This is a genomic window from Chelativorans sp. AA-79 (genome assembly GCF_029457495.1).
In the GTDB taxonomy this organism is placed as follows: Bacteria; Pseudomonadota; Alphaproteobacteria; order Rhizobiales; family Rhizobiaceae; genus Chelativorans.
In genome coordinates this window covers 5,229,115-5,255,437 of record NZ_CP120361.1, presented here as the reverse complement: position 1 = coordinate 5,255,437, position 26,323 = coordinate 5,229,115, and the positions used below count along the sequence as shown (strand labels likewise).

The window sequence follows — 26,323 nt, the reverse complement described above, 5'->3', positions numbered from 1 at the left end:
CGCGTAGCGCAAGGCTGCCGGAAAGGGAAGCTAGGGGGCGCTGTCGGGGCCTGTCGCAGCTTCCGCGCCGGCTCCGTTGCCTGCCTTCGGCCCGCCCTTGGCCACGCCGACCATGGCCGGGCGCAGGACGCGGTCACCGATCACGTAGCCTGACTGCACCACCTGCACGACCGTGTTGTTCGGCACCTCGGAATTCGGCACCTCGAACATTGCCTGATGGAAATGGGGGTCGAACTTCTCACCCTCCGGCTCGATGCGCTTTACGCCATGGCGCTCCAGGGCGGCAAGCATGGCACGTTCGGTCATCTCGACGCCTTCCACCAGCGCCTTGAAACCGGGATCGGCCTCCTCCGCGCGGGCTTCCTCGGAGACCGCCTGCAGCGCACGCTGCAGGTTGTCCGACACGGTGAGCATGTCGCGAGCGAAATTGGCGATGCCGTAGACCCGCGCATCGGTCACATCGCGCTGGGTGCGCTTGCGCAGATTCTCCATTTCGGCGGCGATGCGGAGCGCACGTTCCTTCAATTCCTCGTTCTCCTTGGCCAGGCGAAGGAGAACATCCTCTTCGGAGACAGGTGCGGCACCCTCGCCCTCGGCGAATGCGGCCGCTTCGGCGCCATTCTCCACGGCCCTCTCCTCGGCCTGGTCCTGATCGGGCGCGCGGTCGTCCTTCGGGTGTGTATTCATTGCCTATCCGTCGTCGATATTATCCTTGAAACCGGGCCGGATATCGAGGTTTGTGACCCTAAAATCAAGGGGTGCGGAAAAGAGGCCGGTCAGGACGGCAAGCCAGCCCCGCCCACGGGAACCGTGCGCACATGGCTGTCGAAGCCGGCGATCAGCGGCCGGGCCCTGGCTATGGCCGCCTGGACCTCCGGCAGCGAAAGAGAGGCTTTTTGGTTCTCCTCGCTGTCCCAGACCTCGGTGATCCAGATCGCATCGGCATCGTCCTCCGCTTTCGCGATCACATAACTGAGGCAGCCCGGCATCTCGCCGGTGGAGTCCAGCAGAATCCGGATCAGCGTCTCACGCTCGCCTGGCTGGGCGCGCATCTTTCCGATCAGTCCGAACATTCTCCCTCCGCTCAAGCTACCGCAGCAAACGTCCCACGAGCTGGGCCGTGTAGTCCACCATCGGCACGATGCGCGCGTAGTTGAGCCGCGTGGGTCCGATGATCCCGAGCGCGCCGATGACGCGTGATTCCTGGTCGCGATAGGGTGCCACGACGAGCGAGGAACCGGAAAGGGAAAAAAGCTTGTTCTCCGAGCCGATGAAGATGCGCACGCCCGGTCCTTCTTCCGCGAGTCCCAGGAGCTGGATCAGCGCCTCCTTGGTTTCCAGATCCTCGAACAGGTGGCGCAGGAGCTCGATATCGGCCTGGGCGGTCACATTTTCGAGCAGGTTCGCTCGGCCGCGGACGATGATGCGCGCCGGCGCGTCGCTCTCGGTGCCGGCCCAGATGGCAAGGCCCTGCTCGACGAGCGACTGGGACAGCGAATCGAGGGCTGCGCGGGTCTCCTCCTTGAGCCGCGCCATCTCGGTTTTCGCCTCCGCGAGCGTACGGCCGCGGATATGCGCGTTGAGGAAGTTGGAGGCTTCGATGAGCTGCGAGGTCGTCACGCCCGGCGGGACCTCGATGACGCGGTTCTCCACCTCGCCGTTCTGCGAAACCAGAATCGCAAGCGCTTTCTGCGGCTCGAGCTGTATGAACTCGATATGTTTGAGCGGGGCTTCGGTCTTGGCCGCGAGCACGAGGCCGGCGCCACGCGAAAGGCCGGAAAGCATCTGGCTCGCTTCCGTCAGCATATGGTCGAGCGACTGGCCGCGGCCGGAGGCCTTGATCTGCGCCTCGATCACGCGCCTTTCCTCCTCGGAGAGGTCCCCGATCTCCATGAAGGCGTCGACGAAGAAGCGCAGGCCCTGCTGCGTCGGCAGGCGGCCGGCGGAAATGTGCGGGGCATAGATGAGACCCAACTGCTCCAGGTCGCTCATCACATTGCGCACGGTGGCCGGCGAAAGCTGCGTCGGCAGCAGCCTGGAAAGGTTGCGCGAACCCACAGGCTCGCCATGCTGCAGATAGCTCTCCACGATCAAGCGGAAGATGTCGCGCGAGCGCGCATCGAGGGACTGGAACGTCTGGTCAGCCACAGGCTTGGTCATGCTCGTGCCTCCGTGCCGGAATATAAGCGGCGCAGCGGCGAACACAACTGCCGGCGCGCCCTCGCGCACGCGGTTTTCCTTTGCGTCGAGAGGCCTGGAAAGCTACAAGCCGGCACCAACACAAAAATCACCATCGGGAAGCTGGAGGCAGGAAGACATGCGACCATCAAGGCGGCAACCGGACGAGATGCGCGCTGTCAGCTTTGAGCGGGGCATTTCCAAGCATGCCGAGGGCTCCTGCCTCGTCAAGTTCGGCGATACGCAGGTGCTCTGCACGGCAAGCCTGGAAGAGAAGGTGCCTTCCTGGCTTCGCAATTCGGGCAAGGGCTGGGTGACCGCCGAATATGGCATGCTGCCGCGCTCGACGGGCGACCGCATGCGCCGCGAGGCCTCCAGCGGGAAACAGGGCGGGCGCACGCTGGAGATCCAGCGCCTCATCGGCCGCAGCCTGCGTTCGGTGGTGGACTTGCAGGCGCTGGGCGAGATGCAGATCACGGTCGATTGCGACGTGCTGCAGGCCGACGGCGGCACGCGCACGGCCGCGATCACCGGCGGTTTCGTGGCGCTCCATGATTGCCTTACCTGGATGCAGGCCCGGCAGATGGTTTCCGTCGAGCGCGTCCTGAAGGACCATGTGGCCGCAGTCTCCTGCGGCCTCTACGAGGGGACGCCCGTGCTCGACCTCGACTACGCGGAGGACTCGGCCGCCGAGACCGACGCCAATTTCGTCATGACCGGCAAAGGCGGCATCGTCGAGATCCAGGGGACGGCGGAAGGCGCTCCCTTTTCCGAAGAGCAGTTCCACGAGCTTCTGTCGCTCGCGAAGAAAGGCATCGCCCGGCTGGTGGAATTGCAGAAGATGGCGGTTCTTTAGCCTAGGACACGATGAAGCCCGCAGCCATTCTCGAAGCCGCCCTCTATGTGGACGATCTGGCCGAAGCCGAGCGCTTCTACGGCCAAGTGCTCGGGCTCGACCTCCTGGCGAAGGCGGAAGGACGGCACGTCTTCTTCCGCTGCGGGGACACGGTGCTGCTCCTGTTCGACCCGAAGGCGACGGAGGTGCCGCCGGAAGCGGGCGCCCGCCTGCCTGTGCCGCCGCACGGTGCCCACGGACCGGGCCACCTGTGCTTCTCCGCGGGCGCAGCGGAAATCGAGCTGTGGAAAAAGCACCTCGAAGATCACAACGTCGCCATCGAAGCCGATTTCGAATGGCCTCGGGGCGGCCGGTCCATCTATTTTCGCGATCCGTCCGGCAATTCGCTGGAATTCGCGGAGCCGCGCATATGGAGTTTCACGTGAGGCCGATCGAAAACAGGAAATTCGTGCTCGCCAGCCACAACAAGGGCAAGCTCGACGAGCTTGCCGATCTGCTGGCGCCCTTCGGCTATCAGGTACAATCGGCAGCCGAACTCGGCCTGCCCGAGCCGGAGGAGACCGGCACGGAATTCGAGGAGAATGCCTATATCAAGGCGCTCGCCGCCGCCAAGGCGACGGGCATGCCTGCCCTGTCGGACGATTCGGGCATGTGTGCAGACGCCTTGGGCGGCGCGCCGGGCGTCTACACCGCCGACTGGGCGACGCAGCCCGACGGCAGCCGTGATTTCGGCGCCGCCATGGATAAGGTGGAGAAGCTGCTGCGGGAAAAAGGCGCCCTCACGCCCGAGCGGCGGCGGGCGCGTTTCGTGGCCGTGCTCTGCCTTTGCTTTCCCGACGGAGAGGCGGAATTCTACCGCGGCGAGGCGGAAGGCCATCTCGTCTGGCCGCCACGTGGCACGCTGGGCTTCGGCTATGATCCGGTCTTCCAGCCGGACGGCCATCACAGGACCTTCGGGGAGATGACGGCGGAGGAAAAGCATGGCTGGAAGCCGGGAGACGCGCATGCGCTCTCGCACCGCGCCCGTGCCTTCAAGAAGTTCGCGCAGACAAGGCTAGGGGTTTCATGACCGCAGTGCTCGATGGGGGGCCTGGCTTCGGTGTCTATGTCCACTGGCCCTTCTGCGCGGCCAAATGCCCTTACTGCGACTTCAATAGCCATGTGCGCCACCAGCCGGTGGACCAGGAGCGCTTCGTCACCGCCTTCGCGCGCGAGCTGGCCACCATGCGCGCACGCACGGGGCCGCGTAGCGTCTCCAGCATTTTCCTAGGCGGTGGAACGCCGTCGCTGATGGAGCCGAAGACCGTCGGCGCCATCCTCGATGCCATTGCCGCCAACTGGCGCATGCCGGCGGGGATCGAGATCACGCTGGAAGCCAATCCCTCCTCGGTGGAGGCGGACCGGTTCCGCGGCTACCGCTCCGCCGGCGTCAACCGTGTCTCTCTGGGCGTGCAGGCGTTGAACGACAGGGATCTGCGCCTTCTCGGCCGGCTCCACAATGTGGAGGAGGCGCTGCGCGCCATCCGGCTGGCACGCGACATCTTCCCGCGCATGTCCTTCGACCTGATCTATGCCCGCCCGGGGCAGACGGCGGATGCCTGGGCGGCTGAACTTGAGGAGGCGATCGGCCACGCGGCCGACCATCTGTCTCTCTATCAGCTCACCATCGAGGAGGGCACGCCCTTCCACGCGCTGCGCGCGGCGGGAAAGCTCGTGGAGATCGATCCCGGCCTTGCGGCGGACCTTTACCAGGCGACGCAGGATGTGACGGCTGCGCAGGGACTCCCGGCCTATGAGATCTCCAACCATGCCAGGCCCGGCGCGGAGAGCCGCCATAACCTCATCTACTGGCGCTACGGCGAATATGTGGGCGTCGGACCCGGCGCCCATGGCCGCTTTGTCGAGGATGGCCGCCGGGTCGTGACGATCACCGAGAAGCATCCGGAAACCTGGGCGGCGCTCGTGGAATCCCGGGGCTCCGGCGTCACCGGCGGGGAGATGCTCACGCGCTCGGAGGAAGCGGACGAATTCCTGCTCATGGGGCTGAGGCTCGTCGAAGGAATCGACCTCGACCGCTACGAAAAGCTCGCAGGCCATCCACTCTCGCCGCAGCGCGTGGCGGTGCTTCGCGAGGAGGGCCTGCTGGAGCCCGTCGGGAACTCGCGCCTGCGCGCCACGCCGGCCGGCATGGTGGTGCTCGACGCGCTCGTGGCTGACCTGGCGCGATAGGCTCAGCTTCCTCCGGTGAAGCTCGCTGGTGCGGGGCTGATCAGCCGCGCAGCGCCGTCCGTCACTTCATAGACCGCATAGCCGCGCTCATTGGTGCCGTCGGGAAGGAAGCGGAACGTACCCGTCGTGCCCGCGAATCCGGACACGGTCTGCAGATACGCCGGGGTGAAGGCCGCGGCACCGCCCTGTCTGGCGAGCGCGGAGGCGAGGATGACCGAATCATAGGCCAGCGAGGCGGTCACGGAGGGCTCGGCGCCGAAGCGCTGCTGGTAGCGCCCCTTGAAGATGTTGAGGCGGGCGTGGTCGACATCGGCGAACCACCCGCCCTGAAGGGCGGGGTCCGAGAGATTGGCGCTGGTCCACTGGCCGTTGCCGAGGAGCCGCTTGCCTGAAAGATCGATGCCCATGCCCTTGAGCGCGGCGGCGATGACGCTCGGCGTGTTGCCGCCGTCGGGGATGAAGATCGCGTCGGCATCGCTGATCGACAGCGCCACCTCCTGCAAGGCGGCCATCATCGAGGCGTTGTCGTACCCGTACCGGCCTACGGCGACGACCTCACCGCCCGAGGCCTGCAGCACGCGCCGGGCCTCGGCCTCCGCGAGTTGGCCCGCGGGGCCGTTCGGAACGAGGGCGACGACCCTCCGCACGCCCTGCGAGGCGGCATAGGCGATGATGCGGCGGACGAGATCTCCCGGCAGGAACGAGTTGAGATAGGTGCCGGGCCCGGCCGCCGAGCGGTCGGAGGAGAAGGCGAGGGTGGGCGGATGAGCGGGGCCGAGAGCGACGGAGGCCGCTCGCACATTTGCTGCGAAAAGCGGTCCGAGGATCATTGCCGCGCCCTCGGATACGGCACTTGCGGCGGCCGCTGAAGCGCCCGGTTCCGTGCCGCCGGTGTCCTTCACCACGATCTGAAGCGTATCGAGCCCGGCATCCTCCAGCGCAAGCCGGGCAGCGTTCCTGATCTCCCCCGCAACGGTGCCGCCATTGCCCTCGGCGCTGAGCGGCACCAGGAGGGCGACGCGCGTTTCGCCCGAGCCGATGATTTCGCCCTGGGCCGGCACCGTATTCGCCGCCGGCCGGGCGGTCGCCGCCGGCTGCCGCGACGGCAGGCCGGAGGGGACCTGCTGCGTGGAACAGGCGGAAAGGAAAGCCGCAAGCGCTGCCACCGTGATCGTTCCTGCGCGACGTGCGCATGCCAGATGCATTTGTCGGTCTTCCTTCAATCAGCGGTTCGGGTCCGCGAATTTGCAACCCGCCAGACGACATGTCAAAGAGTTGGCCGGCAAGATATTGGATCGCCGCACGGGGAAGGCAACGTTGGAGGCGAAGGAAAAAGACGGGCGCAGCTCATTCATCCTCGGCGGGGCGAAGATTGCCGCGCCGCGGCTTGCGCCCGCGCTCTATCTAGTCGCCACGCCCATCGGCAACCTCTCCGACATCACGTTGCGCGCGCTGGAAACCCTCGCCGGGGCGGATGTGCTCGCCTGCGAAGACACGCGGGTGACGCGCGTGCTGCTAGAACGCTACGGCATTCGCAGACGGATGCTGGCCTACCACGAGCACAACGAGGCCGAAGCTACCGCGCGGCTGGTGGCGATCGTGGAGGAGGGCAGGAGCGTAGCGCTTGCGAGCGACGCCGGCACGCCGCTCGTGTCCGATCCCGGCTTCCGGCTTGTCCGGGCAGCGCAGGAAAGAGGGGTGCGCGTGGTGCCGATCCCCGGCCCTTCGGCGGTGCTGGCAGCGCTCTCGGTCTCCGGCCTGCCGACCGACGCCTTTATGTTTGCCGGCTTTCTTCCTTCCAAGGCGGGCCAGCGCCGGAGCAGGCTCGAGGCACTCGCTTCGGTGCCGGCAACCCTCGTCTTCTTCGAATCGCCGCGCCGGATCGCCGACAGCATGGCCGCGATGGGCGAGGTGCTCGGCCCGCGGCAGGCGGTCGTGGCGCGCGAGCTGACCAAGGCATTCGAGGAACTGCGCCGGGGCACGCTGCCCGAGCTTGCCGCTCACTATGCGGAGGCCGGCGCGCCGAAGGGCGAAATCGTGGTCTGCATCGCGCCGCCGGGTGAGGCGGCCCCCGCCGATGCCGATGAAATCGACCGGTTGCTGCTTGCGCTGTCGGCGGAAATGCCGGCGTCCAAGGCGGCGGGGGAGGCCGCCCGCATGACGGGCGGCAGGAAATCCGAACTCTATCAGCGCCTGCTTGCCCTGAAGGAGGGCGGCGATGGACGCTGACGCCCGCGCGAACCGGCGGCGAGCCTACAGGAAGGGCCATCGCGGCGAGCGGCTTGCCTCCCTGGCGCTGATGCTCAAGGGCTACCGCATCGTCGCGCGCCGCTTCCGCACGCCTGTGGGCGAGATCGACCTGATCGCCCGGCGCGGCAGCCTGGTCGCCATCGTCGAGGTGAAGGCGCGGCGGACGCTGACCGAGGCGATGGAGGCCGTCTCCTACACCGCACAGCGGCGCATCGACGCGGCGGCGGACCTGTGGCTCGCCCGCCAGCCGGATTATGCGCGGCTCAGCATCCGCTACGATCTGGTCGCGATCCTGCCGGGCCGCTGGCCCGTGCATGTGAAGAACATCTACGCCGCGCGCTGAAATCTAACGCCGCGTCACCCGCATGGGCAGCCCGCCCTGGGGCTGGGTGGTGAGCTTCTGCACCGGCCAGGGCTTGGTCTCCGGCAGGAGGTCGAAGCGATAGCGCGACATGAGCACGGCGAGCGCGATCACCGCCTCCTGCATGGCGAAGGTCGCGCCGATGCAGACGCGCGGGCCGGCGCCGAAGGGGAGATACTGGAAACGGTTGATCTGTTCGCGGTTCTCCGAATGGAAGCGCGAGGGCCTGTAGGCCTCCGGATCGTCCCAGAGCTTGCGGTGACGGTGCACCGTCCATGGCATCACAAGCACCTGCGCGCCCTTGGGGATCTTCAGGTCCTGATAAGCATCCGCCTCGATCGCCTCGCGGTTGATGGAGGGGGCCGGCGGATAGAGCCGCATCGCCTCCTCGAAAGCAGCGCGCGTGTATGGCATCTTGTCGAGCCATTTCACGGGATCGGGCTCGCTTGCGAGCACCGTATTGATCTCGACCTCGATGCGCTCGCGCTCGCCGGGGAGGTTGGCGAGGCAGTAGATCGTCCAGCCCAGCGCCCGTGCGGTGGTCTCGTGGCCCGCGCCGATGAAGGTGATGATGTTGTCCTCGATCTCCCCGCGCGTAAGCCCCTCCGGCCCTTCGGCGCGCAGGAGAAGGGTGAGGAAATCCTCGGGCGCGGCACCCTCGCGCGCCAGCTTCTCCTTCCGCATCTCCATGGTGCGGGCGACGATGCCGCGGAAGAAGGCGAGCGAGTTGCGCCCCAGGATGCGCGTGATGCGCGGCAGCCAGTCCGGGGCGCCGAGAAGATCGAGCGGGTCGACGCGGCCCATGGTCTCGAACAGCCGGTCCACCTGATGAGCGAAGCCTCCGGAATCTCCGGCGACCTCGCCGGAAAAGAGCGTTTCGGAGAGGATATCGAAGGTGAGCATGGTCATATCGCGGGAGACATCGACCGTAGCGCCGAGCGCCTGCTCGTAACGCTCCGCGAAAGCTTCCGCCTTCTCCAGCATGGGGCGGGCGAAGCCGGCGATGTGGCGCGGCGTGAAGACGGGCGCCATGGCCTTGCGCGAGCGGCGCCAGACCTCGCCTTCGGCGGTGAGCAGCCCATCACGCAGGATGGGCCGCAGGATCTTCTGGCGCACGCGGGCCATCTTGTAGTTCCTGGCGTTGTCCACCAGCACATGGCGGATAAGGCCGGGATCGTTGGCGATGAGCAGGGGACCGCCCACCGCCGCGGTAACGAAGATCCATGGCTCGTTGTAGGACGGCTCGCCCCACAGCTCCAGCGGATTGCGGTAGACGATCCGCATCATCTGCAAGGTCGAGGGCGGCTTTTGCCGCGGGCTCGGCGCTGGCGGGCGGAAGGAGGCGGGGGCGACGTCCATCAAAGTAGCCATGCCTCATAGCTAGGCCTTTGTGGCTGGGGCTTCAATCGGGATGGGGAACGGGGACCCGGTTCCGTGCGTTTGGTATTCAGAAGCCGCGCTTGCAGCCAGCGTCGGTAAACAGGATATGAGGAGCCGAGATGAACTGGAATCAGATCGAAGGAAATTGGGAACAGTTCAGAGGTAAGGCCCAGCAGAAGTGGGGCAAGCTCAGCAATGACGATCTCGATGTGATCAAGGGCAACCGCCGCGAGCTCGCCGGCCGGATCCAGGAGCGCTACGGCAAGACGCAGGAAGAGGCCGAGCGCGAGATCGACGAGTGGGCGTCCCGCCACTGAGCGTTGGGGAAAGATGTCGGAAGGGGCCTGCGGCGAGCCTCGCCGCAGGCATTTTTATGGTGATCAGTCGTGCACGGCGCCCGAGCCGCCGATGGCGACCATCTCGTAAGGCGTACCGCCGGTGATGAGCTCGCGTTTCTTCTCCAGCGTCTCGGCGTCGAGGGCGTGGATGAGGCCACGCAAGGGATCGGTGATCATGATCTCTTCTCCCGCGACGGCGATGCGCGGGCGGGGATCGTTCCAGTGGCCGTCCATGGAATAGGGCTCGGTCACCCCGACGGACTTCACGATCCTGCCCGAAAGCACGTTGATCTGGTGGAGCCGGCCGTCCTCGGTGAAGACATAGGCGAATTTCGGCCGGACCGGATCGACCGCGAAATGCACCCGCCGAAACGGCAGTTCGATGAGCCGGAAGGCGTTCTCGTCTTCCGGATCGATCAGCACGATCGCCTTCTGGCCGAAATTGCCGAGGAAATATTGCAGGCCCTTGCCGCCGAGCAGCGTAGAGACCTTCGCGTCCTCCGGCAGGCCGCTGCCATAGGCGAGATGCGCGATCTCCGGCTTTCCGCCTTCTTCCTTGACGATCAGCAGGCCCGTCTCGCAAGCGATCGCCACGAGATGGCCCGAGGCGGATTCGCCATGAAGACCCGGGCATTCGGCCACCTCGCCCACTTGAGCACCCGACGCGTCCACGACGCGCACGCCCACGGGAAGCTCGGACGGGTCTTCTTTGTTCGGAACAGAGAGCACCAGATGGCCCCCCAGCGGGATTGCGACGCCATGATGCGGCGCAGGTGTCGCGATTGAGCGGATGTCGGGCTTGCCGTCCAGGACGTCCTTCTCCCGGACGAGGCGCACGACGCCCTCACCGTCGTAGAAGATCGCGATCTCGCCGTCATGCGGCACGAAATGCACCGGCTTCTTGCCGGCGATCTCCACGCCGAGCGCCTTCGGCTCGGTGACCTGCAGATCCGCGTGATCGCCGTGATCGTCCATGCCGATACCGGTCGCGAAGGCAGCGGCGATACCGGCATCCGCCTGCACGGCGAAGACCGTCTTGCCGCTTTCGGTGGCGTAGAGGCGGCCCTGGCTCTCGAGCGGGAAGCTCTCGATGATCTTGCCTTCCGCCGCGTCCAGCACATGCACGACGGGCTGATGGCGGTCCGCCACGAACAGGCGCCAAGCGGTCTCCGCTTTCTCGTCCGCCTGCGCCGGCATCAGTCCGAGCGCCAGCCCGAAAGCGAGCGATGAGAGATACGGTCTCACTTCAAACCTCCTATATGTCATAACGTTACAAATGATAGACTGAAGATCGCCGTTCATCCCTTGACGAGCGGCGATGTCCTTAGTGGATGACCGGGGGTGCGGCTATTCCGCGCCGGAAAGGCAGTCGGCCAAGGATTTCGCGAGATTGCCGACGAGCGTGAAGTAAAGGTCGGGACCCTGATCGATGTTCGCCCCCTCCGGATCAAGCATGCCCGTGCGGGCGTCGGTGCCTTCCGTGACGATGTTCACGAACTTCGGCTCGAACTGCGGCTCAGCGAAGACGCAGGCCGCGTTGAGTTCCGTGACTTTGTCGCGGATCTCCTGCAGCCGCTGCGCGCTCGGCATTTGTTCCGGGCTGACGGTAATGGAACCTGCCGCTTCCACCCCGAAGCGATTCTCGAAATAATGATAGGCGTCGTGGAAGACGATAAATGGCTTCCCCCGAACGGGTTCGACGGTCTTCTCGGTGTCGGATATCAGCTTTCCAAGCCGCTCGTCCAAGGCGGCGGCGTTCTTCTCGTAGGTTGCAGCATTCTGAGGATCCGCCTCTACGAGCGTGGATGTGATCTCGCGCGCCATGAGCCGGGCGTTCTCGGGGTCGAGCCAGACATGCATGTCCTTGCCGTGGCCATGATGGTGGTCCGCATGCTCCTCGCCGTGGTCATGGCCCGCTTCCTCGCCTTCATGGTCGTGTTCCTCGTCGCCGTGGCTGTGCGGTTCGAAGGCGCCGCCCTCGCGCATGTCGAGAAGCGTGATGCCGGGGGTCTCGGAAAGGGTAACCACCTTCGCGCCGCCTGCAAGCGAATCGAGCGGCTTTTCCAGGAAGGTCTCGATCCCCTCGCCCACCCAGAAGATCACCTTTGCATCCTCCAGCATGCCGGCCTCCGAAGGCCGCATGGTATAGGTGTGCGGTGAAGCGGCGCCCTTGACCAGAAGCTGCGGCTCCCCCGTGCCGTCTATTATGGCGGCCACAAGCGAATGGACCGGCTTGATGGAGGTCACCACTCCTTCCATCGCAAAGGTCTGGGTGGCGGAAAAGGCCATTGCAAGCGCGGTGGCGACAAGAAGCGTACGTGATTTCATCGGATCCTCGTGCTGAATGTTATGACATTACATGCGGATTGCGTTACGCTATAACGTGTGCCATATGACTTGACAAGAAGGTGCGCGGAGAATGTTGCAATCGATGAGAAATGACGCCGGAACGCTCGTTGAGATGCGGAATGCCGGCGTTCACCGCGCCGGGCGCTGGCTGGTGCGCGGCGTGGATCTCAGCGTCCGGCGCGGCGAGATCGTGACGCTGATCGGGCCCAACGGTTCGGGCAAGAGCACGACTGTCAAGACGGCCATCGGCGTGATCCGGCCCGACGAAGGGACGGTCGCACGGGGGCCGGCGCTGAAGATCGGCTATGTGCCGCAAAAGGTAGTCGTCGATTGGACCCTGCCGCTCAGCGTCGAGCGGTTGATGACGCTGACAGGTTCGCTTGACCGGAAGAAGATTGCCGAGGCGCTGGAAGCGGCGGGCATCGCCCATCTGGCGCGCGCGGAGGTGCAGACGCTTTCGGGCGGCGAGTTTCAGCGGGCACTGCTGGCCCGGGCGCTGGCGCGCGAGCCCGATCTGCTCGTGCTCGACGAGCCCGTGCAAGGCGTGGATTTTTCCGGGGAGATCGCGCTCTATCAGCTCATCCGCGACATCCGCGACCGTACGGGTTGCGGGGTGCTTCTCATTTCACACGACCTGCATGTGGTGATGGCCGAGACGGATACCGTGCTCTGCCTCAACGGTCATGTCTGCTGCCGCGGCACGCCTGAAAACGTGTTGAAGAGCCCGGAATATATGCGGCTGTTCGGCGCCCGTGCCGACGAGACGCTGGCCATCTACCGCCACCATCACGACCACACGCATCTGGCCGACGGCCGCGTGCGCCAGGCGGACGGCACGATCACGGAAAGCTGTTCGGACCACGACCATCACGGCCATCCGGAGGAGCATGGGCATGCTCGATGATTTCTTCACGCGCGCGCTTGTCGCCGGTGTTGGTCTTGCATTGGTGGCTGGCCCGCTCGGCTGCTTCGTCGTCTGGCGGCGGATGGCCTATTTCGGCGACACGATGGCGCATTCCGCACTGCTCGGCGTAGCGCTCGCCTTCCTGTTCGAGATCAACCTGATGGCGGGGGTCTTTATCGTGGCAGCGCTCGCCTCGCTGGCGCTTCTCTTTCTGCAGCGGCACGGCTCGCTTTCCACGGATGCCCTGCTCGGCATTCTCTCCCATTCCACACTGGCGCTCGGATTGGTTATGGTCGCCTTCATGAGCTGGATCAGGATCGATCTCATGGCCTTTCTCTTTGGCGACATCCTCGCCGTCTCGCGCCTGGATATTGCGATGATCTATGGTGGCGGCGCACTGGTGCTCCTGGTGCTCGCCTGGCTTTGGCGGCCGCTTCTCGCCGCGACCGTGAACACCGAGATCGCCGAAGCGGAGGGCATGCGGCCCGAACGGGCCCGATTCCTCTTCATGCTGCTCATGGCCGGCATCATCGCCATCGCCATGAAGATCGTCGGCATCCTGCTCATCACCTCGCTGCTCATCATTCCCGCGGCGGCCGGCCGGCGCCTCGCCGCGACGCCTGAGATGATGGCAGTCGCGGCCTCCATCGCGGGCGCGATCGCCGTCATCGGCGGGCTGACGGCGTCTCTCAACTTCGACACGCCTTCAGGCCCCTCCATCGTGGTCGCCGCACTCATCCTCTTTCTCCTGAGCCTCGCCCCACTGCCAGGCCGGCGGCGGACGCCGCTCTCATCTCCAGGACAGTCATGACCGTTCATCCGGAACTCACCCGCAACCAGTCGCTTGTTCTGAAGGCGCTCGACAAGGCGGAGGGACCACTCAGCGCCTATACGATCCTCGACCGGCTCCGGGACGAGGGCTTCCGCGCGCCGCTGCAGGTCTATCGTGCGCTCGAGAAGCTGCAGGAATTCGGCCTCGTGCACCGGCTGGAGAGCATCAACGCCTTCGTTGCCTGCGCCCATCCGCACTGCCACGGACACTCGATGATCGCCTTCGCCATCTGTGAGACCTGCGGCCGGGTGGACGAGTTCTCCGACGAGATCGTCGAGGCTCGACTCGGCGAGTGGGTGGCCGCCCACCGGTTCAAGCCGGCCAAGACGACGATCGAGATCCGCGGCAAATGCGTCGACTGCGCGGACGCGGCGCAGCTGGCCTGAGGATCAGTTCCCGAACAATCCGTCCCTGGAGAGCTGGATCGCCGCCGGTCCAAGGATGACGGCGAACAGCACCGGCAGGAAGAACATGATCATCGGCACCGTCAGCTTTGGAGGCAAGGATGCCGCCTTCTTCTCCGCCTCGTGCATTCGGGCCTCACGGCTTTCATTGGCAAGCACCCGTAGCGCCTGACTCACAGGCGTCCCGTAGCGCTCCGCCTGGATCAGCGCCTGCGAGACGGCCTTGACCGATTCCAGGCCCGTGCGGGCGGCCAGGTTCTCGTAGGCTTGCCTGCGCTCCTGCAGGAAGGAGAGCTCGGCATTGGTGAGCACGAATTCCTCCGCGAGCGCGACCGACTGGCTGCCGATCTCGTCTGCCACGCGGCGGAAGGCCTGCTCGACCGAGATGCCCGATTCGACGCAGATGAGGAGCAGGTCCAGCGCGTCCGGCCAGGCGAGCTGAATCGACTTCTTGCGCTTGGAGGCCTGGTTGGAAACGTAGAGCACCGGCAGATAGAAGCCGGTATAGGCGGCCAGGATGCACGCGAAGATGCGGATCACGGACGGCTGGCCGGCAAGCCCGCCAAGGAAGAAAACGTAGAAGACGCTCAAGGCAAGGCCGATGAGCGGCAGGACAAGCCGGAAGAAGAGGAATTTCGTCAGGGGACTCTGGCCGCGATAGCCGGCCGTGCGGAGCTTGGCCATGGTCGATTCGTCGGCAAGCGCCCGGCGCAGGTCCAGCCGGTCGACGACGGTGCGCATGGGAGAGCGATCCTCGTGGCGCAGTCCGCCGCGCCGTCGGCGTTCGGCTTCCGCGGCAAGACGCGCCTGCTGCTTGGCGCGCAACTCCTCCCGCTCCAGGGCCACGGACTTCATGCGCGCCTTGAGCGTATCGCCGCCCGTTACCGGGATGACGGTGAAAATCGTCGCGAAGACGGCGATCGAGACCAGGAGTGCGAGCAGGAAACTCGGATCGGCGAGCGTTTTGACGACGGTATCGGCCATGGCGGGCTCACACTTCGAAATTCATCATCTGGCGCATCACGAAAATGCCGATGGACATCCACACCGCCGAAACGCCGAGGATCAGATGGCCGATGCTTTCGGTGAAGAGTGGCATGATGTAGGCCGGGCTCGTGATATAGACGAGGACGGCGACCACGATCGGCAGCGCGCCGATGATGACGGCGGAGGCCTTCGCTTCCATCGAAAGCGCCTGCACCTTGGCCTTCATCTTCTTGCGCTCGCGCAGGACGCGCGAGAGATTGCCGAGCGCTTCCGACAGGTTGCCGCCCGCCTGGGTCTGGATTTGGATGACGATGCCGAAGAAATTGACCTCCGGGCAGGGCATGGTCTCGGACATGCGCATGGCCGCCTCGGCCATCGGGAGGCCGAGTTGCTGGGATTCGACCAGGCGGCGGAATTCGGTCCGAACGGGTTCCTGCGCCTCGCTCGCGATCATGCGCACGGCGTCGTTCAACGGCAAGCCGGACCTGACCGCGCGCACGATGATGTCGAGCGCATTGGGAAACTCGCTGAGGAAGGCCTTCACGCGGCGCTTGCGCAGATAGGCGACAATCCATCGTGGCAGACCGAAAAAGCCGGAAATCGCCGCTCCGCCGACGGCCAGAAGCGGCGCCCCCAAGATGAAGATGATGACGGCGAGAAGCAGTGCCGCAATGCCCGACAGGATGTAGAAGCGCTGGATTCCGATCTCCAGCCCCGCCTGCCGGATCTGGATCTTCAGGGGCGGTCTGGTGATGAAGCGCTCACGGTCCTTCTGCTTGGCTTCAAGATCCTTCAGCGTCTCCTGGATGGACCTGCGCCGCTTGGCCACTTCAGCCGCGCGGTCGCGCGCAACCCGAACGGCACGGCCATCTGTCTCCGCCCGTTTGACCGTCTCCAGCCGCCGCTCGACCTTCTTCTCGCTGGCGATTGTGTTGAACATCAGCGCATAGGCGAGTGCCCCCGCGCTGCCGGCCGCGAGCAGGATGAAGGCGAGCAGGCTGAGCGACATGCCGAACATCAGCCCGCCTGCTTTTCCATTGCTTCCAGCGCGGCCGCAAGATGCGCTTCCTCGCCATAGTAGCGCGCGCGGTCCCAGAAGGCGGGTCGGCCGATGCCGGAAGACACATGTTGACCGAGGATGCGGCCGGAAGCGTCCTCGCCGCTGATGTCGAAGAGCATCAGGTCCTGCGTGATGATCACGTCGCCCTCCATGCCGACCACTTCCGTGACATGGGTGATGCGGCGCGTGCCGTCACGCAGGCGCGCGGCCTGGATGATGACGTCCACCGAGCCCACGATGATCTCGCGCACGGTCCGCTGCGGCAGGGTGAAGCCGCCCATTGCCACCATGGATTCGATGCGGTTCAGGCATTCGCGCGGGCTGTTGGAGTGAATCGTACCCATCGAACCGTCATGGCCGGTGTTCATGGCCTGCAGGAGGTCGAATACCTCCGGCCCGCGCACCTCGCCGACGATGATGCGCTCGGGCCGCATGCGCAGGCAATTGCGCACGAGGTCGCGCATGGTCACCTCGCCCTCGCCTTCCAGGTTGGGCGGCCGCGTCTCGAGCCGCACGACATGCGGCTGTTGCAGTTGGAGCTCGGCCGAGTCCTCGCAGGTGATGATGCGTTCGTCGCGGTCGATAAAGTTCGTGAGGCAGTTGAGCAGCGTCGTCTTGCCGGAGCCGGTGCCGCCGGAGATGATGACGTTGCAGCGCACCCGGCCGATGATCTTGAGCAGTTCCGCACCCTCGGGCGAGATGGTGCCGTAGCGCACGAGCTGGTCGAGCGTCAGCTTGTCCTTGCGGAACTTGCGGATGGTGAGCGAGGGCCCGTCGAGGGCGAGCGGCGGCGCAATGACGTTGACGCGCGAGCCGTCCGGCAGGCGCGCATCGCAGATGGGGCTCGCCTCGTCGACGCGCCGGCCCACCTGGCTGACGATGCGCTGGCAGATATTGAGGAGCTGCTGGTTGTCGCGGAAACGGATATTGGTCTGCTCGACCTTACCTTCGACCTCGATGTAGACGTTGCGGGCGCCGTTCACCATGATGTCGGCGATCTCGTCGCGCGCAAGCAGCGGCTCGAGCGGTCCGAAGCCCAGCACGTCGTTGCAGATGTCCTCGAGCAGCTCTTCCTGCTCGGCGATCGACATCGCGAAGTTCTTGATCGCGATGATGTCGTTGACGATATCGCGGATCTCCTCCCGCGCGCTGTCGGCATCGAGCTTGGCAAGTTGCGACAGGTCGATCGTGTCGATGAGCGCGGAGAAGACCTGGCTCTTCGTGTCGTAGTAGCCTTCGTTACGGTCACGCGGCATGGTCTGCGGCCGCTGCTGCCGAGGAGCCGCGGATTTTTCCGCTACGCTGCGCGCAGGCGGTGGAGCGGCCGCGGGGTCAGGTGCCGGCGTGGACGTCTCCTGCCCGGATCCTTCGCCGAAGGCAGGCTGTCCTACGGGCGAGCCGGGCCGCTGGGACCCGCCGTCGAAACTGCCTGAGCCTCTTCTGCCGAACATGAGCGCGACTATTTCTTCAACCGGCCGAGAAGCGAGGAGAGACCGGATTTCCGTTTCGGTTTGATCTCTCGCCGGCCGGTGAGAACATGTGCCAGCTCATTGATCGTCTGCGCGACCGGGTGGTTGCGATCCATCTCGCCCAGCATGCGGCCATTGTTGGCGGCTCTGCCGAAGAGCTGCGGATCGAAGGGGACGACGGCGAGCGGCGCAATGCCGAGCGGTTCGGCGAAATCCTCTGCGCTGATTTCAGGCCGCTTCGGTACATTCGCCTGATTGATGATGAGCCTCGGAGGATCGTCATTGGGGCGCAGCCGCTTCAGAGCGTCGACGAGGTTCTTGGTGTTGCGCAGATTGGCGAGCTCCGGTGTGGCGGTTATGACGATGTCGTCGGCGCGCGTGAGCGTGGTCCTGGCCCAGCTCGTCCACAGATGCGGGACGTCGAGCACGACCATCGGCGCGGTGCGCTGGGCGATGTCGATGATCTGGGCAAAGGCCTCCGCGTCGAAGTCATAGACGCGGTCGAGCGTTGAGGGCGCCGCGAGGAGGGAGAGGCGCTCGGCGCACTGGGCGAGAAGCCGGTCGAGATAGACCTCGTCGATGCGCTCGGGTGCGAACACCGCCTCGGCAATGCCCTGGGCAGGGTCCTGGTCGAAATTGATGTTGGCGGTGCCGAAGGGAAGGTCGAGATCGGCCACGACGACCTCGCCCTCGAAGAGCGAGGACATCGCCCAAGCGAGATTGTGGGCGAGCGTGGAGGATCCCACCCCGCCCTTGGCACCGACGAAAGCGATGGAGCGGCCCACAGGTGCGGCCTGCGGATCGATGAAGATCCCGGCGATGACGCCAACGATGTCCGTCATCGAGACCGGCGCCACCAAATATTCGGAAATGCCGGCGCGGATCAGCTCGCGATAGAGCCAGACATCGTTGTGGTGGCCGATGACGACGACCTTGGAACTCGGGTCGCAGACATCCGCCAGCTCCTTGAGCAAGGCGATCAGCTCCGTCGGCTCGGCGCGCGTTTCCAGGATGATGAGGTTGGGCGTTGCGGCAGTCTGGTAGAATGTGATCGCGCCGGGTATGCCGCCCATGCTCACCTTGAGGTGGGTCTTGGCCATGCGCCGGTCTTCGCCCGCGCGCGCGATCGGCTTTGCCACCGCCTCGGTTTCGCAGAAGGCCTGGACGGAGATGCGCGGCACCGGCCGCAGCGATTGCAGCAGGCGATCCTGCTCCACGCGCCAGCTCTCCTCATCACGATCGTAGGCAAGGCTGCTCATTGTCTTACGCCCTAGTAGTCGACTTCCGAGCGTACCCAGAAATCGTCAGCCACTTCACCGTTCTTGTACCTGCCGATCGCCGTACCACGGTTCTCCGCATCGATTGGCGTCGTCTTGCGCGGGCCCAGGAAGTCCATCGGGTTGGCGACCTGGGCGGCGAGGTTGTTCTGATAGGCGCAGCCGAAATTGGCGTAATGCCTGTTCCCGGCGTTGTCGAGAAGGTCGTCCGGCCAGCGGCCGCACTGGCCGGTGGCGGCCTTGACCACCGCATAGCTGATGCGGATCGGCGCAACCTGATCCGACGGAGCCTGATAGGGGAGAATTTGGAGCCGCCCCTTGGGTACACCCCCGCGATAAAGGAAAGCCGCGATGTCCTCGGAGACCCGGCCTGCGGCCGGTCCGTTCGGAGAGCCTGCGGGCACCAGGATCGTGACGATCGCCTGCCCGCTCTCGCCATAGTGCTCCATGAAACCGTCGATTGCCGCCTTCTGCTGCGGCGTCATGCGGTAGGCGAGGATGGCGACCGGCAGGTCGAGCGTCTGCTCCTTTTCGGTGAGCACGATGGGGTGGTTCGTGCGGTAGTCGTCGGGAACTGCGCCGACGGCGATGGAGTCGCGCCTGGCGCAACCGGCGATTGCCGCGGCAGCTGCGATGACCAGGATTGCCGCCATCCCACGTTTTAGAGATCCCGACATGGCCGCCCCCGTTATTTGTAGATGTAGCCGACAACGCCGTGGTAGCGGCCGTTGGGCAGGCTGGTCTTCATGGTTCCGTACACCCGGTTGACGCGGCCGAGGAAAATCCCCGCCCCTTCGCTTGCCGGATTGAAATTGTCGTCCGGCTTGGCGAGTGCGGTGCGCGCCACCGGCCGGGCAAGATAGGGTGTAATGATGACGACAAGCTCCGTTTCGTTGCGAACGAAGCCGCGGCTGCGGAAGAGAGCGCCGAGGACCGGGATCTTGGAAAGACCCGGCAGGCCGTTGATCGTCTGGCGCACGTCGTCGCGCACGAGGCCGGCGATCATCATCGAGCCGCCGGAAGGGAGTTCGACCGTGGTATCTGCCAGCCGCTTGCGGATCGAGAGCGCGTTCATGCCGGGAACGTTGTAGCGACCTCCGATCGACGGCGCGCCGAGGGAGACGGAGCCTTCGAAAGTGGGCTCGGAGACCGAGGTCCGCACTTTCAGGCTGATGCGTCCCGGGGACAGCACGGTCGGCGTGAATTCGAGGCCTATGCCGTATTCGATCTTCTCCACCTCGTAGACGATCTGGTCCGACTGCCCCTTCGTGGCATCACCCTGCTCGATTTTCTGCGAGGTGGCCAGGTTGAACTCTCCGCCGACCTTGAAGGTCGCCTTCTCGCCCGAGATCGCAGTCAATGTGGGCTCGGAAAGCGTCTTCATCACGCCTGCCTGCTCCATGGCGTTGAGATAACCCTGGAGAAGCGAGCCGCCGAGTGAAAGCTGCGAAGCGGAAGCGGGCACGCCCAGACCGCTCGGATTGTCGAGGATGGCACCCCAACTGATCCCGTCCACGTTGCCCGAGCCGATCATGTTCACGCCGAGCTGCTTCATCACAGAGCGGCTGACCTCGGCCACTGTGACTTTCAGCGTCACCTGGTCCTCGCCGATGATCTGCAGCATGTTGACAATCTTGCTCTGCTGCCGCCCGAAGAAATCGGGGTTGCTGATGGCGACGCCACCGCCATCGGTCGGTGCGGCCGCAGTCTGGGAATACTGCCCGGTGGTCGCCTCGCCGCCCGTCACGAAGATGGTCGCAAGTTGCGCTGCGCGCGAGGCGTCGAGCGGCGTTTCCACCGTACCGGTGAGTACGACGTTGTCGTTGATGAGCTCGACATCGATTTCGGAGTTCGGGATGAAGCGCTCGAGATATTTCTCGAGTCCGGCCACGTCGCGCTCCACCGCCACATCGATGCTGGCGATCTGTTCGCCGCCGGCGCCGAAGACGAAGATGTTCGTCTCGCCGACCTGCTTGCCGAAGAGATAGATGCGGCGCGCCGTCCGCGTGACGGCATCGGCTACCGCGGGATTGGCGACAAGAATGTCATAGGCATCCGTCGGCAGATCGATCACCAGCGACTTGTTGAGCCCAAGTTTCAACCGCTGGGACCCTGTTCCGCCGACGCGGACGATATCCTCGGCATGCGCCGCCGGAGGCAGGAGCGCCTGCCCGGGGACCGCGAGCACCAAGGCGGCCAGCAGCAAGGCTCCATTGCGCCGTATTTCCGCTGCCCTGCGGGATGTCATGCTTCCGCCCCCTTCATCGCCGCGTTCCTTCGATCTTCACTTCGCCGGATCTGATGACGCGCACGCTGTCGCCACGCCCCATCCCCGTGACGAGGTGGAAGCCGGGGTCGGTCGATTGTTCGCTGGAATCCGATACGGAGCGAAGGGAAAGCGTCAGGCGGTCGGCCATTTGCTGCGCCACGGTGATGACCTCGGCCTCCTCCGGCGTGAGCTCCAGTGTGGCGGTCTCGCCGATCTTGACACGGCGTCCGTCCTCGTCCTCGTGTATGGTCTGGTCGATCGCGAGAACGCGTATGTTCTCCAGCACCGTTTCGGTGATGAAGCCGTTGGGGCTCGTTGTTTCGTCGGTGCGGCGGGTCATGATCACGTCGACATGATCGTTGGGCAGGATGAAGCCGCCCGCCGAGGTGTCGGCCGAGATCCGGGTCGCCACCGCGCGTTTTCCTGGCGGCAGGATGGCCGACAGAAAGCTCTGTCCGTCTCCGACGAGCTTCGAGCGGCGCAAGGGTTCCCCGGCCAGGAGCGGCACGCGCGCGACGGCATTTTGCAGCTCATCGAGTGCTTTCGGATCAGCCTCGCGCGTGATGAACGTGCCGTTGACGGTCTCCGACGGCCAGGGCTGCCATTTCACGGCGCTGCCGACCATTTCTCCCATCGGTATGTCCTGGGTGAGCACGAGGACGTCGGTAAGCTGCACCGTGGGTTGTTCAGGAGCCGGCGCGACCACGACCTGCTGTGGCGGCGAGGCGAGATTCTTGGCGAGATAGCCCGCACCTATGGCTGCGCCAACGGCGACGCCGAGAATGATTATGCGGGATTTGTTCATGCCACCGCCCCTCACGCACGAACCGTTCGGTCCGTTGCTGCGGACCATGAAGGCGGAAAGGTCAAATTATGGTTAATAAATTCGATATGATCGCGACTAAATCCGTCCTGCCTGCAATTTTCCGGCTCGCCTTTCCGGTCGGCTGTATTCGCAAGAATGGATGCTGGTTTCCACCATCGGATGGATAGCATCGCCCGGTGTGGAACAAACAGTCTGGGCTCTTCTTCAGGCTTCTGCCGCCGACGGTTCCGGGGGGGCGCCGTTCAAAGAAAGATTAACGTCAAACTTTACGAAAACTTTACTCTACCGGGCTGGATTCGCAGCCTTAGGCACTGTTTCGGAACGTTTTTTGTCCCGCAATGTTAAGTCTACAAGTGAAACCAGGCCTTGCGAGTGAGATGATGCTGCGAAAGGACGGAAAGGCGGAGGATGCGTCGGATACGGCGCAACTCATCAGCCGGCAGATTCGTCACGCAGACAATGCGCGGTTTCTTCGCCGGCTGCCGGGCTTCGAGCTCCAGCGGGAACTGCCGTCGCAGCTTGTCGATCTCCTCTGCAACCTGCAGGACACCGAAGGCACCTACGGGGGCCACGGTATGCGGCGACAGGAAGATACCCGCTGACTGGAAGCAAAAAAGAGGGCCGGACGGTTGTGCCGTCCGGCCCTCTGCTTGTCGATGCTGCCTAAGCGCTTACGCGGCGCGCTTCTTGCCCGGAAGCAGGCCCTCGCGCTGGGCCTGCTTACGCGCAAGCTTGCGGGCGCGGCGAATGGCTTCCGCCTTCTCGCGCGTGCGGCGCTCAGAAGGCTTTTCGTAAGCCCGGCGCGCCTTCATCTCACGGAAAACGCCTTCGCGCTGCAACTTCTTCTTGAGGACCCTGAGGGCCTGATCGACATTGTTGTCACGTACGACCACCTGCAATGTTTTACACCTCACTCGGTTCGATGTTTCTGCAAAAGCCCGGCAAACGCCTGGAAGGCGCACAGGGGCGGCATTAAGCCGCCGGCTCGGACGACTCGGAATGGCGCGAGCTATAGCAGCATTCGCGCAATGTATCCACCTCAGCCACATATAATACGAAACGGGGTGGATTGAAGGGGCAGATAGCGGTGCTTCGACCGCTTTATCCCTCCTGCGCGGCGCGCCGCCAGGAATATTTGCCGGCTCGGGCGGGGGCTGCGGAGCTGGGCTGGTAGTGCAGCGGAACGCCGCCGCGGCGACCGGTCGCGAGACGGTGGATCGTCGTCTCGTTCTTCACTTCGAAACTTGAGAAGCCGCAGCGCAGCATATGCGGGATCTGGTCGATCAGGACATCGCCCACGGCGCGAACCTCGCCCGTGTAGCCGTGGCGAGAGCGCAACAGCTCGGCTTTCGAATAGCTGCGCCCGTCATTGAAGGCTGGGAAGGCGAGCGCCACCAGCAGCAAGCGATCGAGAAAGGGAACGAGCGGATCGATAGCCTCTCCGGGCAGCACTTCCACACCCAGCCTCGGCATCGCCATCTCGCGCTTCGCCGGATCGAGAGCGAGGAAAGCCTCGAACGGCAGAAGGAGATTGCCGTTGCCGGCCAGCGCTTCCGCGCCTTCGGCGCGCTCCCATCTATTTTCCTGGAACCCGTCCACTGCCCATAGCCGGACCGCTGGCGCTGTGATCTCTGTGGCGCTCATTTCGTGCCTCAAGCTGCGTTGGTGAGGGTTTCGAGGCCGGGCAGGTGGATGCCGCACTCGGTTTTTGAGAAACCCGCCCAGCGGCCGCTGCGCTCGTCCTCGCCGGGCTTCACGGGCTGGGTGCAGGGGAAGCAGCCGATGGAGAGATAGCCGAAGGCGACCAGCGGGTTCTCCCGGAGATCGTGGGCGCGCATATAGGCGGCCTGGTCGGCGGTGGTCCAGCGCGCAAGCGGGTTGATACGGATGCGCGGACCGACCGTCTCGAAGACTGGCATCTGCGATCGCGTCTGCGACTGGTGCCGCTTGCGGCCGGTGAACCAGGCGGCATAGGGCTGCACGGCGCGCGCCATAGGCTCCACCTTGCGGATCTCGCAGCAGGAATCGGGGTCCGACTTGTGGAGGTCGTTCCGCGGATCGTGCTCGGCAAGCGCCACGGGCAAGGGATGCACGATGATCAGGTTCGAAAGTCCGAGGTCCTCCGCAAGCTGGTCGCGATATTCGATCGTCTCGCCGAAATGCTGTCCGGTGTCGAGGAAGAGCACGGGCAGGCTTTTGTCAACATTCGCAACCATGTGCAGAAGGACGGCCGAATCGGCTCCGAACGACGAGACGGTGGCGATACCGCCCTCCGCGCGGAAGCGCTCGACCGCAAGCTCCACGATCGCCTCGGCCTCCAGATGGCCGTAGCGGGCGTCGAGCTCGATCGCCTCGATTTCGGCATCAAGCGGCTTTGGCTTCACTGCCATAAAGGGCCTCCTTGAAAGGTGCAGGGCCAAGCCGGCGATAGGCGGCGAGGAAGGTTTCGGAATTGTCCCGGCGCACGCCGAGATAGGTGTCGATGATGGTCTCCACGGCATCGACGATCTCGTCCGGGCCGAAGCCGCGGCCGATGATCTCGCCAAGCGAGGTGTTCTCGTCGCCCGAGCCACCGAGTGTGACCTGATAGAGCTCCGCGCCCTTCTTCTCCACGCCCAGAATGCCGATATGGCCCACATGGTGGTGGCCGCAGGCATTGATGCAGCCGGAGATCTTGATCTTGAGATCCCCGATCGTCTCCTGCCGCGCCTGGTCGGCGAAGCGGGTGGAGATCTGCTGTGCCACGGGAATGGAGCGGGCATTGGCGAGCGCGCAGTAATCGAGCCCCGGGCACGCGATGATATCGGTGACAAGGCCGGCATTGGCCGTCGCAAGCCCGATCTGCACCAGCCGGTCAAAGACCGCCTTCAGGCTCGCACGCGCCACATGGGGCAGGACGAGATTCTGTTCGTGGCTGACGCGGATCTCGTCGAAGGCGTACCGCTCCGCGAGATCGGCGACGGCCTCCATCTGGTCGGCGGACATGTCGCCCGGCACCTCGCCGATGCCTTTGAGCGAGATGGTGACGGAGGCATAGTCCGGGTTGTTGTGCGTATGCAGGTTGCGCTTCAACCAGGTGGCAAAGCCGGGATCGGCCGCCGCAGCCTTGGCCAGCACCGCATCACCTTCGGGGCGGGCGGGGAGCGCGGGAGGCGCGAAATAGGTTTCGATTGCGCGGATATCGGCTTCGGGCAGCTTCAGCTCGCTTTCCTTCAGTGCGTCGAACTCCCGCTCGACCTGTGCTGCCAACTCCTCCGCGCCCGTCTCGTGAACGAGGATCTTGATCCGCGCCTTGTACTTGTTGTCGCGGCGGCCATGGAGGTTGTACACGCGCAGGATAGCTGTCGTGTATGACAGGAGATCCCCTTCCGGCAGGAAATCGCGTATCTTCTTGGCCACCATGGGGGTGCGACCGAGACCGCCGCCCACATAGACCGCAAAGCCCAGCTCGCCCGCCGCGTTCTTCTTCAGATGCAGGCCGATGTCGTGCACCTGCACGGCGGCACGGTCGCGTTCGGCGCCGGTGACCGCAATCTTGAACTTGCGCGGGAGATAGGAGAACTCCGGATGTAGCGAGGACCACTGGCGCAGTATTTCGGCGTAGGGGCGCGGGTCGGCCACCTCGTCGGCGGCCGCGCCGGCGAAATGGTCGGCCGTCACGTTGCGTATGCAGTTTCCGCTGGTCTGGATCGCGTGCATCTCGACCGAGGCGAGCTTCTCCAGGATCTCAGGGATGTCCTTCAGCGCCGGCCAGTGAAACTGCAGGTTCTGCCGTGTGGTGAAGTGACCGTAACCTTTATCGTAAGCGCGCGCGATGTGAGCCAGCATGCGCATCTGCCGCGGCGACAGGGTGCCATAGGGGATTGCGATGCGCAGCATATAGGCGTGGAGCTGGAGATAGACGCCGTTCATCAGCCGGAGCGGCTTGAACTGCTCTTCCGTCAGCTCGCCAGAAAGGCGCCGCTCCACCTGGTCGCGGAACTCGGCGACGCGGGCTTGCACGAATGCGTGGTCGAATTCGTCGTAGCGATACATGCTTCTTCCTCAGACCAGGGAGACGGCAGGCTTCTTCGCCTGCTTTCCGAGCTCGGGGTGGATGGAGGGGCCGGCAGCGCGGATGCGCTCACGCAGCCTCAGCGGGCGAACAGTGCCGTCCACGATCTCGACATCGATGAGTTCGACGTCCAGCACTTCGTTCCGGACGAACGCCTCGCGGCCGGTTCGCTCCAGGCGCTCCTGCGTTTCCTTGTCGCGAGCGATCTCGGCCTCGGAGATATCCTCTACCCAGCCGCCATCCGGGCCGAGCCAGACGGCAACACCATCGATCAGGCGATTGGCGGCGACGAGCTTCATG

30 protein-coding genes are annotated in these 26,323 nt (G+C 64.8%); 11 read left to right on the top strand and 19 right to left on the bottom strand.

Annotated elements, in window-relative coordinates; genetic code table 11:
* Nucleotides 1–30: 30 nt before the first annotated feature.
* The 3 genes from grpE to hrcA all read right to left on the bottom strand — a co-directional run bounded on the left by grpE (nucleotide 31) and on the right by hrcA (nucleotide 2,160).
* The gene (grpE, locus tag PVE73_RS25610) at nucleotides 31–687 is read right to left on the bottom strand and encodes a nucleotide exchange factor GrpE (protein ID WP_277364932.1); all 657 of its coding nucleotides are present in this window, start codon (nucleotides 685–687) and stop codon (nucleotides 31–33) included.
* Nucleotides 688–776: 89 nt separating this feature from the next.
* Nucleotides 777–1,073, bottom strand: a complete 297-nt coding sequence (locus tag PVE73_RS25605) for an antibiotic biosynthesis monooxygenase family protein (protein ID WP_277364931.1) — start codon at nucleotides 1,071–1,073, stop codon at nucleotides 777–779.
* Nucleotides 1,074–1,089: 16 nt separating this feature from the next.
* Nucleotides 1,090–2,160 (bottom strand): heat-inducible transcriptional repressor HrcA, encoded by a 1,071-nt coding sequence (hrcA, locus tag PVE73_RS25600; RefSeq protein ID WP_277364930.1) that lies wholly within the window; start codon nucleotides 2,158–2,160, stop codon nucleotides 1,090–1,092.
* Between the two features lie 157 nt (nucleotides 2,161–2,317).
* On the opposite strand from hrcA, the gene rph reads away from it, so the two are divergent.
* From rph to hemW, 4 genes are read left to right on the top strand one after another with little or no spacing between them, the layout of a single operon-like run.
* Nucleotides 2,318–3,034 carry a ribonuclease PH gene (gene rph / locus PVE73_RS25595; RefSeq protein WP_277364929.1) on the top strand — a complete coding sequence of 239 codons (717 nt, stop codon included), beginning with the start codon at nucleotides 2,318–2,320 and terminating at the stop codon, nucleotides 3,032–3,034.
* 11 nt (nucleotides 3,035–3,045) lie between these two features.
* Nucleotides 3,046–3,459, top strand: coding sequence for a VOC family protein (locus PVE73_RS25590; RefSeq protein ID WP_277364928.1), 414 nt, complete (start codon nucleotides 3,046–3,048; stop codon nucleotides 3,457–3,459).
* The gene (gene rdgB / locus PVE73_RS25585) at nucleotides 3,444–4,103 is read left to right on the top strand and encodes an RdgB/HAM1 family non-canonical purine NTP pyrophosphatase (protein WP_277364927.1); all 660 of its coding nucleotides are present in this window, start codon (nucleotides 3,444–3,446) and stop codon (nucleotides 4,101–4,103) included. Before PVE73_RS25590 ends, rdgB begins: the two co-directional genes overlap by 16 nt.
* Complete coding sequence (hemW, locus tag PVE73_RS25580; protein ID WP_277364926.1) at nucleotides 4,100–5,263, top strand: radical SAM family heme chaperone HemW; 1,164 nt, start codon at nucleotides 4,100–4,102, stop codon at nucleotides 5,261–5,263. Before rdgB ends, hemW begins: the two co-directional genes overlap by 4 nt.
* 2 nt (nucleotides 5,264–5,265) lie before the next feature.
* On the opposite strand, the gene PVE73_RS25575 is transcribed toward hemW, so the two are convergent.
* Complete coding sequence (locus tag PVE73_RS25575; RefSeq protein WP_277364925.1) at nucleotides 5,266–6,468, bottom strand: penicillin-binding protein activator; 1,203 nt, start codon at nucleotides 6,466–6,468, stop codon at nucleotides 5,266–5,268.
* 112 nt (nucleotides 6,469–6,580) lie between these two features.
* Between PVE73_RS25575 and rsmI the strand changes: the two genes are divergently transcribed.
* Together rsmI and PVE73_RS25565 are read left to right on the top strand one after the other, a co-directional pair.
* Entirely contained in the window at nucleotides 6,581–7,492 is a 912-nt protein-coding gene (rsmI, locus tag PVE73_RS25570; protein ID WP_277364924.1) for a 16S rRNA (cytidine(1402)-2'-O)-methyltransferase, read from the top strand.
* The gene (locus PVE73_RS25565; RefSeq protein WP_277364923.1) at nucleotides 7,482–7,856 is read left to right on the top strand and encodes a YraN family protein; all 375 of its coding nucleotides are present in this window, start codon (nucleotides 7,482–7,484) and stop codon (nucleotides 7,854–7,856) included. Before rsmI ends, PVE73_RS25565 begins: the two co-directional genes overlap by 11 nt.
* A gap of 3 nt (nucleotides 7,857–7,859) precedes the next feature.
* Here the strand turns inward: PVE73_RS25565 and PVE73_RS25560 are convergent, their stop codons facing one another.
* Complete coding sequence (locus PVE73_RS25560) at nucleotides 7,860–9,233, bottom strand: cytochrome P450 (protein WP_277364922.1); 1,374 nt, start codon at nucleotides 9,231–9,233, stop codon at nucleotides 7,860–7,862.
* 140 nt (nucleotides 9,234–9,373) lie between these two features.
* Between PVE73_RS25560 and PVE73_RS25555 the strand changes: the two genes are divergently transcribed.
* Entirely contained in the window at nucleotides 9,374–9,571 is a 198-nt protein-coding gene (locus tag PVE73_RS25555; protein ID WP_277364921.1) for a CsbD family protein, read from the top strand.
* 63 nt (nucleotides 9,572–9,634) lie between these two features.
* Here PVE73_RS25555 and aztD read toward each other — a convergent pair whose 3' ends face one another.
* Together aztD and znuA are read right to left on the bottom strand one after the other, a co-directional pair.
* On the bottom strand, nucleotides 9,635–10,837 hold the full coding sequence (gene aztD, locus PVE73_RS25550; protein ID WP_277364920.1) for a zinc metallochaperone AztD: 1,203 nt from the start codon (nucleotides 10,835–10,837) through the stop codon (nucleotides 9,635–9,637).
* A gap of 102 nt (nucleotides 10,838–10,939) precedes the next feature.
* On the bottom strand, nucleotides 10,940–11,881 hold the full coding sequence (gene znuA, locus PVE73_RS25545) for a zinc ABC transporter substrate-binding protein ZnuA (protein ID WP_277367580.1): 942 nt from the start codon (nucleotides 11,879–11,881) through the stop codon (nucleotides 10,940–10,942).
* Nucleotides 11,882–12,011: 130 nt separating this feature from the next.
* On the opposite strand from znuA, the gene PVE73_RS25540 reads away from it, so the two are divergent.
* From PVE73_RS25540 to PVE73_RS25530, 3 genes are read left to right on the top strand one after another with little or no spacing between them, the layout of a single operon-like run.
* Nucleotides 12,012–12,845: a metal ABC transporter ATP-binding protein gene (locus PVE73_RS25540; RefSeq protein ID WP_277364919.1), complete on the top strand. Its 834-nt coding sequence runs from the start codon at nucleotides 12,012–12,014 to the stop codon at nucleotides 12,843–12,845.
* A complete protein-coding gene (locus PVE73_RS25535; protein WP_277364918.1) occupies nucleotides 12,835–13,656 on the top strand; it encodes a metal ABC transporter permease in 822 nt (273 codons plus the stop codon). Before PVE73_RS25540 ends, PVE73_RS25535 begins: the two co-directional genes overlap by 11 nt.
* Nucleotides 13,653–14,063, top strand: a complete 411-nt coding sequence (locus PVE73_RS25530) for a Fur family transcriptional regulator (RefSeq protein WP_277364917.1) — start codon at nucleotides 13,653–13,655, stop codon at nucleotides 14,061–14,063. Before PVE73_RS25535 ends, PVE73_RS25530 begins: the two co-directional genes overlap by 4 nt.
* Before the next feature lie 3 nt (nucleotides 14,064–14,066).
* On the opposite strand, the gene PVE73_RS25525 is transcribed toward PVE73_RS25530, so the two are convergent.
* The 7 genes from PVE73_RS25525 to cpaB are packed head-to-tail and all read right to left on the bottom strand — an operon-like array spanning nucleotide 14,067 to nucleotide 21,948.
* Nucleotides 14,067–15,065 carry a type II secretion system F family protein gene (locus tag PVE73_RS25525; RefSeq protein WP_277364916.1) on the bottom strand — a complete coding sequence of 333 codons (999 nt, stop codon included), beginning with the start codon at nucleotides 15,063–15,065 and terminating at the stop codon, nucleotides 14,067–14,069.
* Nucleotides 15,066–15,072: 7 nt separating this feature from the next.
* Nucleotides 15,073–16,086: a type II secretion system F family protein gene (locus PVE73_RS25520; protein ID WP_277364915.1), complete on the bottom strand. Its 1,014-nt coding sequence runs from the start codon at nucleotides 16,084–16,086 to the stop codon at nucleotides 15,073–15,075.
* A complete protein-coding gene (locus PVE73_RS25515) occupies nucleotides 16,086–17,579 on the bottom strand; it encodes a CpaF family protein (RefSeq protein WP_277364914.1) in 1,494 nt (497 codons plus the stop codon). Before PVE73_RS25515 ends, PVE73_RS25520 begins: the two co-directional genes overlap by 1 nt.
* Nucleotides 17,580–17,587: 8 nt before the next feature.
* Nucleotides 17,588–18,856, bottom strand: a complete 1,269-nt coding sequence (locus PVE73_RS25510) for an AAA family ATPase (RefSeq protein ID WP_277364913.1) — start codon at nucleotides 18,854–18,856, stop codon at nucleotides 17,588–17,590.
* A gap of 11 nt (nucleotides 18,857–18,867) precedes the next feature.
* A complete protein-coding gene (locus tag PVE73_RS25505; RefSeq protein WP_277364912.1) occupies nucleotides 18,868–19,551 on the bottom strand; it encodes a CpaD family pilus assembly lipoprotein in 684 nt (227 codons plus the stop codon).
* An 11-nt stretch (nucleotides 19,552–19,562) separates the two neighbouring features.
* Nucleotides 19,563–21,122 carry a type II and III secretion system protein family protein gene (locus PVE73_RS25500; protein WP_277364911.1) on the bottom strand — a complete coding sequence of 520 codons (1,560 nt, stop codon included), beginning with the start codon at nucleotides 21,120–21,122 and terminating at the stop codon, nucleotides 19,563–19,565.
* Nucleotides 21,123–21,135: 13 nt separating this feature from the next.
* The gene (gene cpaB, locus PVE73_RS25495; protein WP_277364910.1) at nucleotides 21,136–21,948 is read right to left on the bottom strand and encodes a Flp pilus assembly protein CpaB; all 813 of its coding nucleotides are present in this window, start codon (nucleotides 21,946–21,948) and stop codon (nucleotides 21,136–21,138) included.
* Between the two features lie 401 nt (nucleotides 21,949–22,349).
* Between cpaB and PVE73_RS25490 the strand changes: the two genes are divergently transcribed.
* Nucleotides 22,350–22,571, top strand: a complete 222-nt coding sequence (locus PVE73_RS25490) for a hypothetical protein (protein WP_277364909.1) — start codon at nucleotides 22,350–22,352, stop codon at nucleotides 22,569–22,571.
* Nucleotides 22,572–22,640: 69 nt separating this feature from the next.
* On the opposite strand, the gene rpsU is transcribed toward PVE73_RS25490, so the two are convergent.
* The 5 genes from rpsU to PVE73_RS25465 all read right to left on the bottom strand — a co-directional run bounded on the left by rpsU (nucleotide 22,641) and on the right by PVE73_RS25465 (nucleotide 26,322).
* Nucleotides 22,641–22,868 (bottom strand): 30S ribosomal protein S21, encoded by a 228-nt coding sequence (gene rpsU, locus PVE73_RS25485; RefSeq protein WP_277364908.1) that lies wholly within the window; start codon nucleotides 22,866–22,868, stop codon nucleotides 22,641–22,643.
* A gap of 202 nt (nucleotides 22,869–23,070) precedes the next feature.
* Complete coding sequence (locus tag PVE73_RS25480; RefSeq protein WP_277364907.1) at nucleotides 23,071–23,613, bottom strand: DUF934 domain-containing protein; 543 nt, start codon at nucleotides 23,611–23,613, stop codon at nucleotides 23,071–23,073.
* An 8-nt stretch (nucleotides 23,614–23,621) separates the two neighbouring features.
* Nucleotides 23,622–24,359: a phosphoadenylyl-sulfate reductase gene (locus PVE73_RS25475; RefSeq protein WP_277364906.1), complete on the bottom strand. Its 738-nt coding sequence runs from the start codon at nucleotides 24,357–24,359 to the stop codon at nucleotides 23,622–23,624.
* Nucleotides 24,334–26,004 carry a nitrite/sulfite reductase gene (locus tag PVE73_RS25470; protein WP_277364905.1) on the bottom strand — a complete coding sequence of 557 codons (1,671 nt, stop codon included), beginning with the start codon at nucleotides 26,002–26,004 and terminating at the stop codon, nucleotides 24,334–24,336. Before PVE73_RS25470 ends, PVE73_RS25475 begins: the two co-directional genes overlap by 26 nt.
* 9 nt (nucleotides 26,005–26,013) lie before the next feature.
* Entirely contained in the window at nucleotides 26,014–26,322 is a 309-nt protein-coding gene (locus tag PVE73_RS25465) for a DUF2849 domain-containing protein (RefSeq protein ID WP_277364904.1), read from the bottom strand.
* Between the last annotated feature and the right edge of the window lies 1 nt (nucleotide 26,323).

Bases quoted from the DNA above. Each gene is read 5' to 3' on its own strand.
- grpE (WP_277364932.1), bottom strand. From the start codon at position 687: ATGAATACACACCCGAAGGACGACCGCGCGCCCGATCAGGACCAGGCC.
- PVE73_RS25605 (WP_277364931.1), bottom strand. From the start codon at position 1,073: ATGTTCGGACTGATCGGAAAGATGCGCGCCCAGCCAGGCGAGCGTGAG.
- hrcA (WP_277364930.1), bottom strand. From the start codon at position 2,160: ATGACCAAGCCTGTGGCTGACCAGACGTTCCAGTCCCTCGATGCGCGC.
- rph (WP_277364929.1), top strand. From the start codon at position 2,318: ATGCGACCATCAAGGCGGCAACCGGACGAGATGCGCGCTGTCAGCTTT.
- PVE73_RS25590 (WP_277364928.1), top strand. From the start codon at position 3,046: ATGAAGCCCGCAGCCATTCTCGAAGCCGCCCTCTATGTGGACGATCTG.
- rdgB (WP_277364927.1), top strand. From the start codon at position 3,444: ATGGAGTTTCACGTGAGGCCGATCGAAAACAGGAAATTCGTGCTCGCC.
- hemW (WP_277364926.1), top strand. From the start codon at position 4,100: ATGACCGCAGTGCTCGATGGGGGGCCTGGCTTCGGTGTCTATGTCCAC.
- PVE73_RS25575 (WP_277364925.1), bottom strand. From the start codon at position 6,468: ATGCATCTGGCATGCGCACGTCGCGCAGGAACGATCACGGTGGCAGCG.
- PVE73_RS25565 (WP_277364923.1), top strand. From the start codon at position 7,482: ATGGACGCTGACGCCCGCGCGAACCGGCGGCGAGCCTACAGGAAGGGC.
- PVE73_RS25560 (WP_277364922.1), bottom strand. From the start codon at position 9,233: ATGGACGTCGCCCCCGCCTCCTTCCGCCCGCCAGCGCCGAGCCCGCGG.
- PVE73_RS25555 (WP_277364921.1), top strand. From the start codon at position 9,374: ATGAACTGGAATCAGATCGAAGGAAATTGGGAACAGTTCAGAGGTAAG.
- znuA (WP_277367580.1), bottom strand. From the start codon at position 11,881: ATGGCCTTTTCCGCCACCCAGACCTTTGCGATGGAAGGAGTGGTGACC.
- PVE73_RS25540 (WP_277364919.1), top strand. From the start codon at position 12,012: ATGTTGCAATCGATGAGAAATGACGCCGGAACGCTCGTTGAGATGCGG.
- PVE73_RS25535 (WP_277364918.1), top strand. From the start codon at position 12,835: ATGCTCGATGATTTCTTCACGCGCGCGCTTGTCGCCGGTGTTGGTCTT.
- PVE73_RS25530 (WP_277364917.1), top strand. From the start codon at position 13,653: ATGACCGTTCATCCGGAACTCACCCGCAACCAGTCGCTTGTTCTGAAG.
- PVE73_RS25525 (WP_277364916.1), bottom strand. From the start codon at position 15,065: ATGGCCGATACCGTCGTCAAAACGCTCGCCGATCCGAGTTTCCTGCTC.
- PVE73_RS25520 (WP_277364915.1), bottom strand. From the start codon at position 16,086: ATGTTCGGCATGTCGCTCAGCCTGCTCGCCTTCATCCTGCTCGCGGCC.
- PVE73_RS25515 (WP_277364914.1), bottom strand. From the start codon at position 17,579: ATGTTCGGCAGAAGAGGCTCAGGCAGTTTCGACGGCGGGTCCCAGCGG.
- PVE73_RS25510 (WP_277364913.1), bottom strand. From the start codon at position 18,856: ATGAGCAGCCTTGCCTACGATCGTGATGAGGAGAGCTGGCGCGTGGAG.
- PVE73_RS25505 (WP_277364912.1), bottom strand. From the start codon at position 19,551: ATGTCGGGATCTCTAAAACGTGGGATGGCGGCAATCCTGGTCATCGCA.
- PVE73_RS25500 (WP_277364911.1), bottom strand. From the start codon at position 21,122: ATGACATCCCGCAGGGCAGCGGAAATACGGCGCAATGGAGCCTTGCTG.
- cpaB (WP_277364910.1), bottom strand. From the start codon at position 21,948: ATGAACAAATCCCGCATAATCATTCTCGGCGTCGCCGTTGGCGCAGCC.
- PVE73_RS25490 (WP_277364909.1), top strand. From the start codon at position 22,350: ATGCTGCGAAAGGACGGAAAGGCGGAGGATGCGTCGGATACGGCGCAA.
- PVE73_RS25480 (WP_277364907.1), bottom strand. From the start codon at position 23,613: ATGAGCGCCACAGAGATCACAGCGCCAGCGGTCCGGCTATGGGCAGTG.
- PVE73_RS25475 (WP_277364906.1), bottom strand. From the start codon at position 24,359: ATGGCAGTGAAGCCAAAGCCGCTTGATGCCGAAATCGAGGCGATCGAG.
- PVE73_RS25470 (WP_277364905.1), bottom strand. From the start codon at position 26,004: ATGTATCGCTACGACGAATTCGACCACGCATTCGTGCAAGCCCGCGTC.
- PVE73_RS25465 (WP_277364904.1), bottom strand. From the start codon at position 26,322: ATGAAGCTCGTCGCCGCCAATCGCCTGATCGATGGTGTTGCCGTCTGG.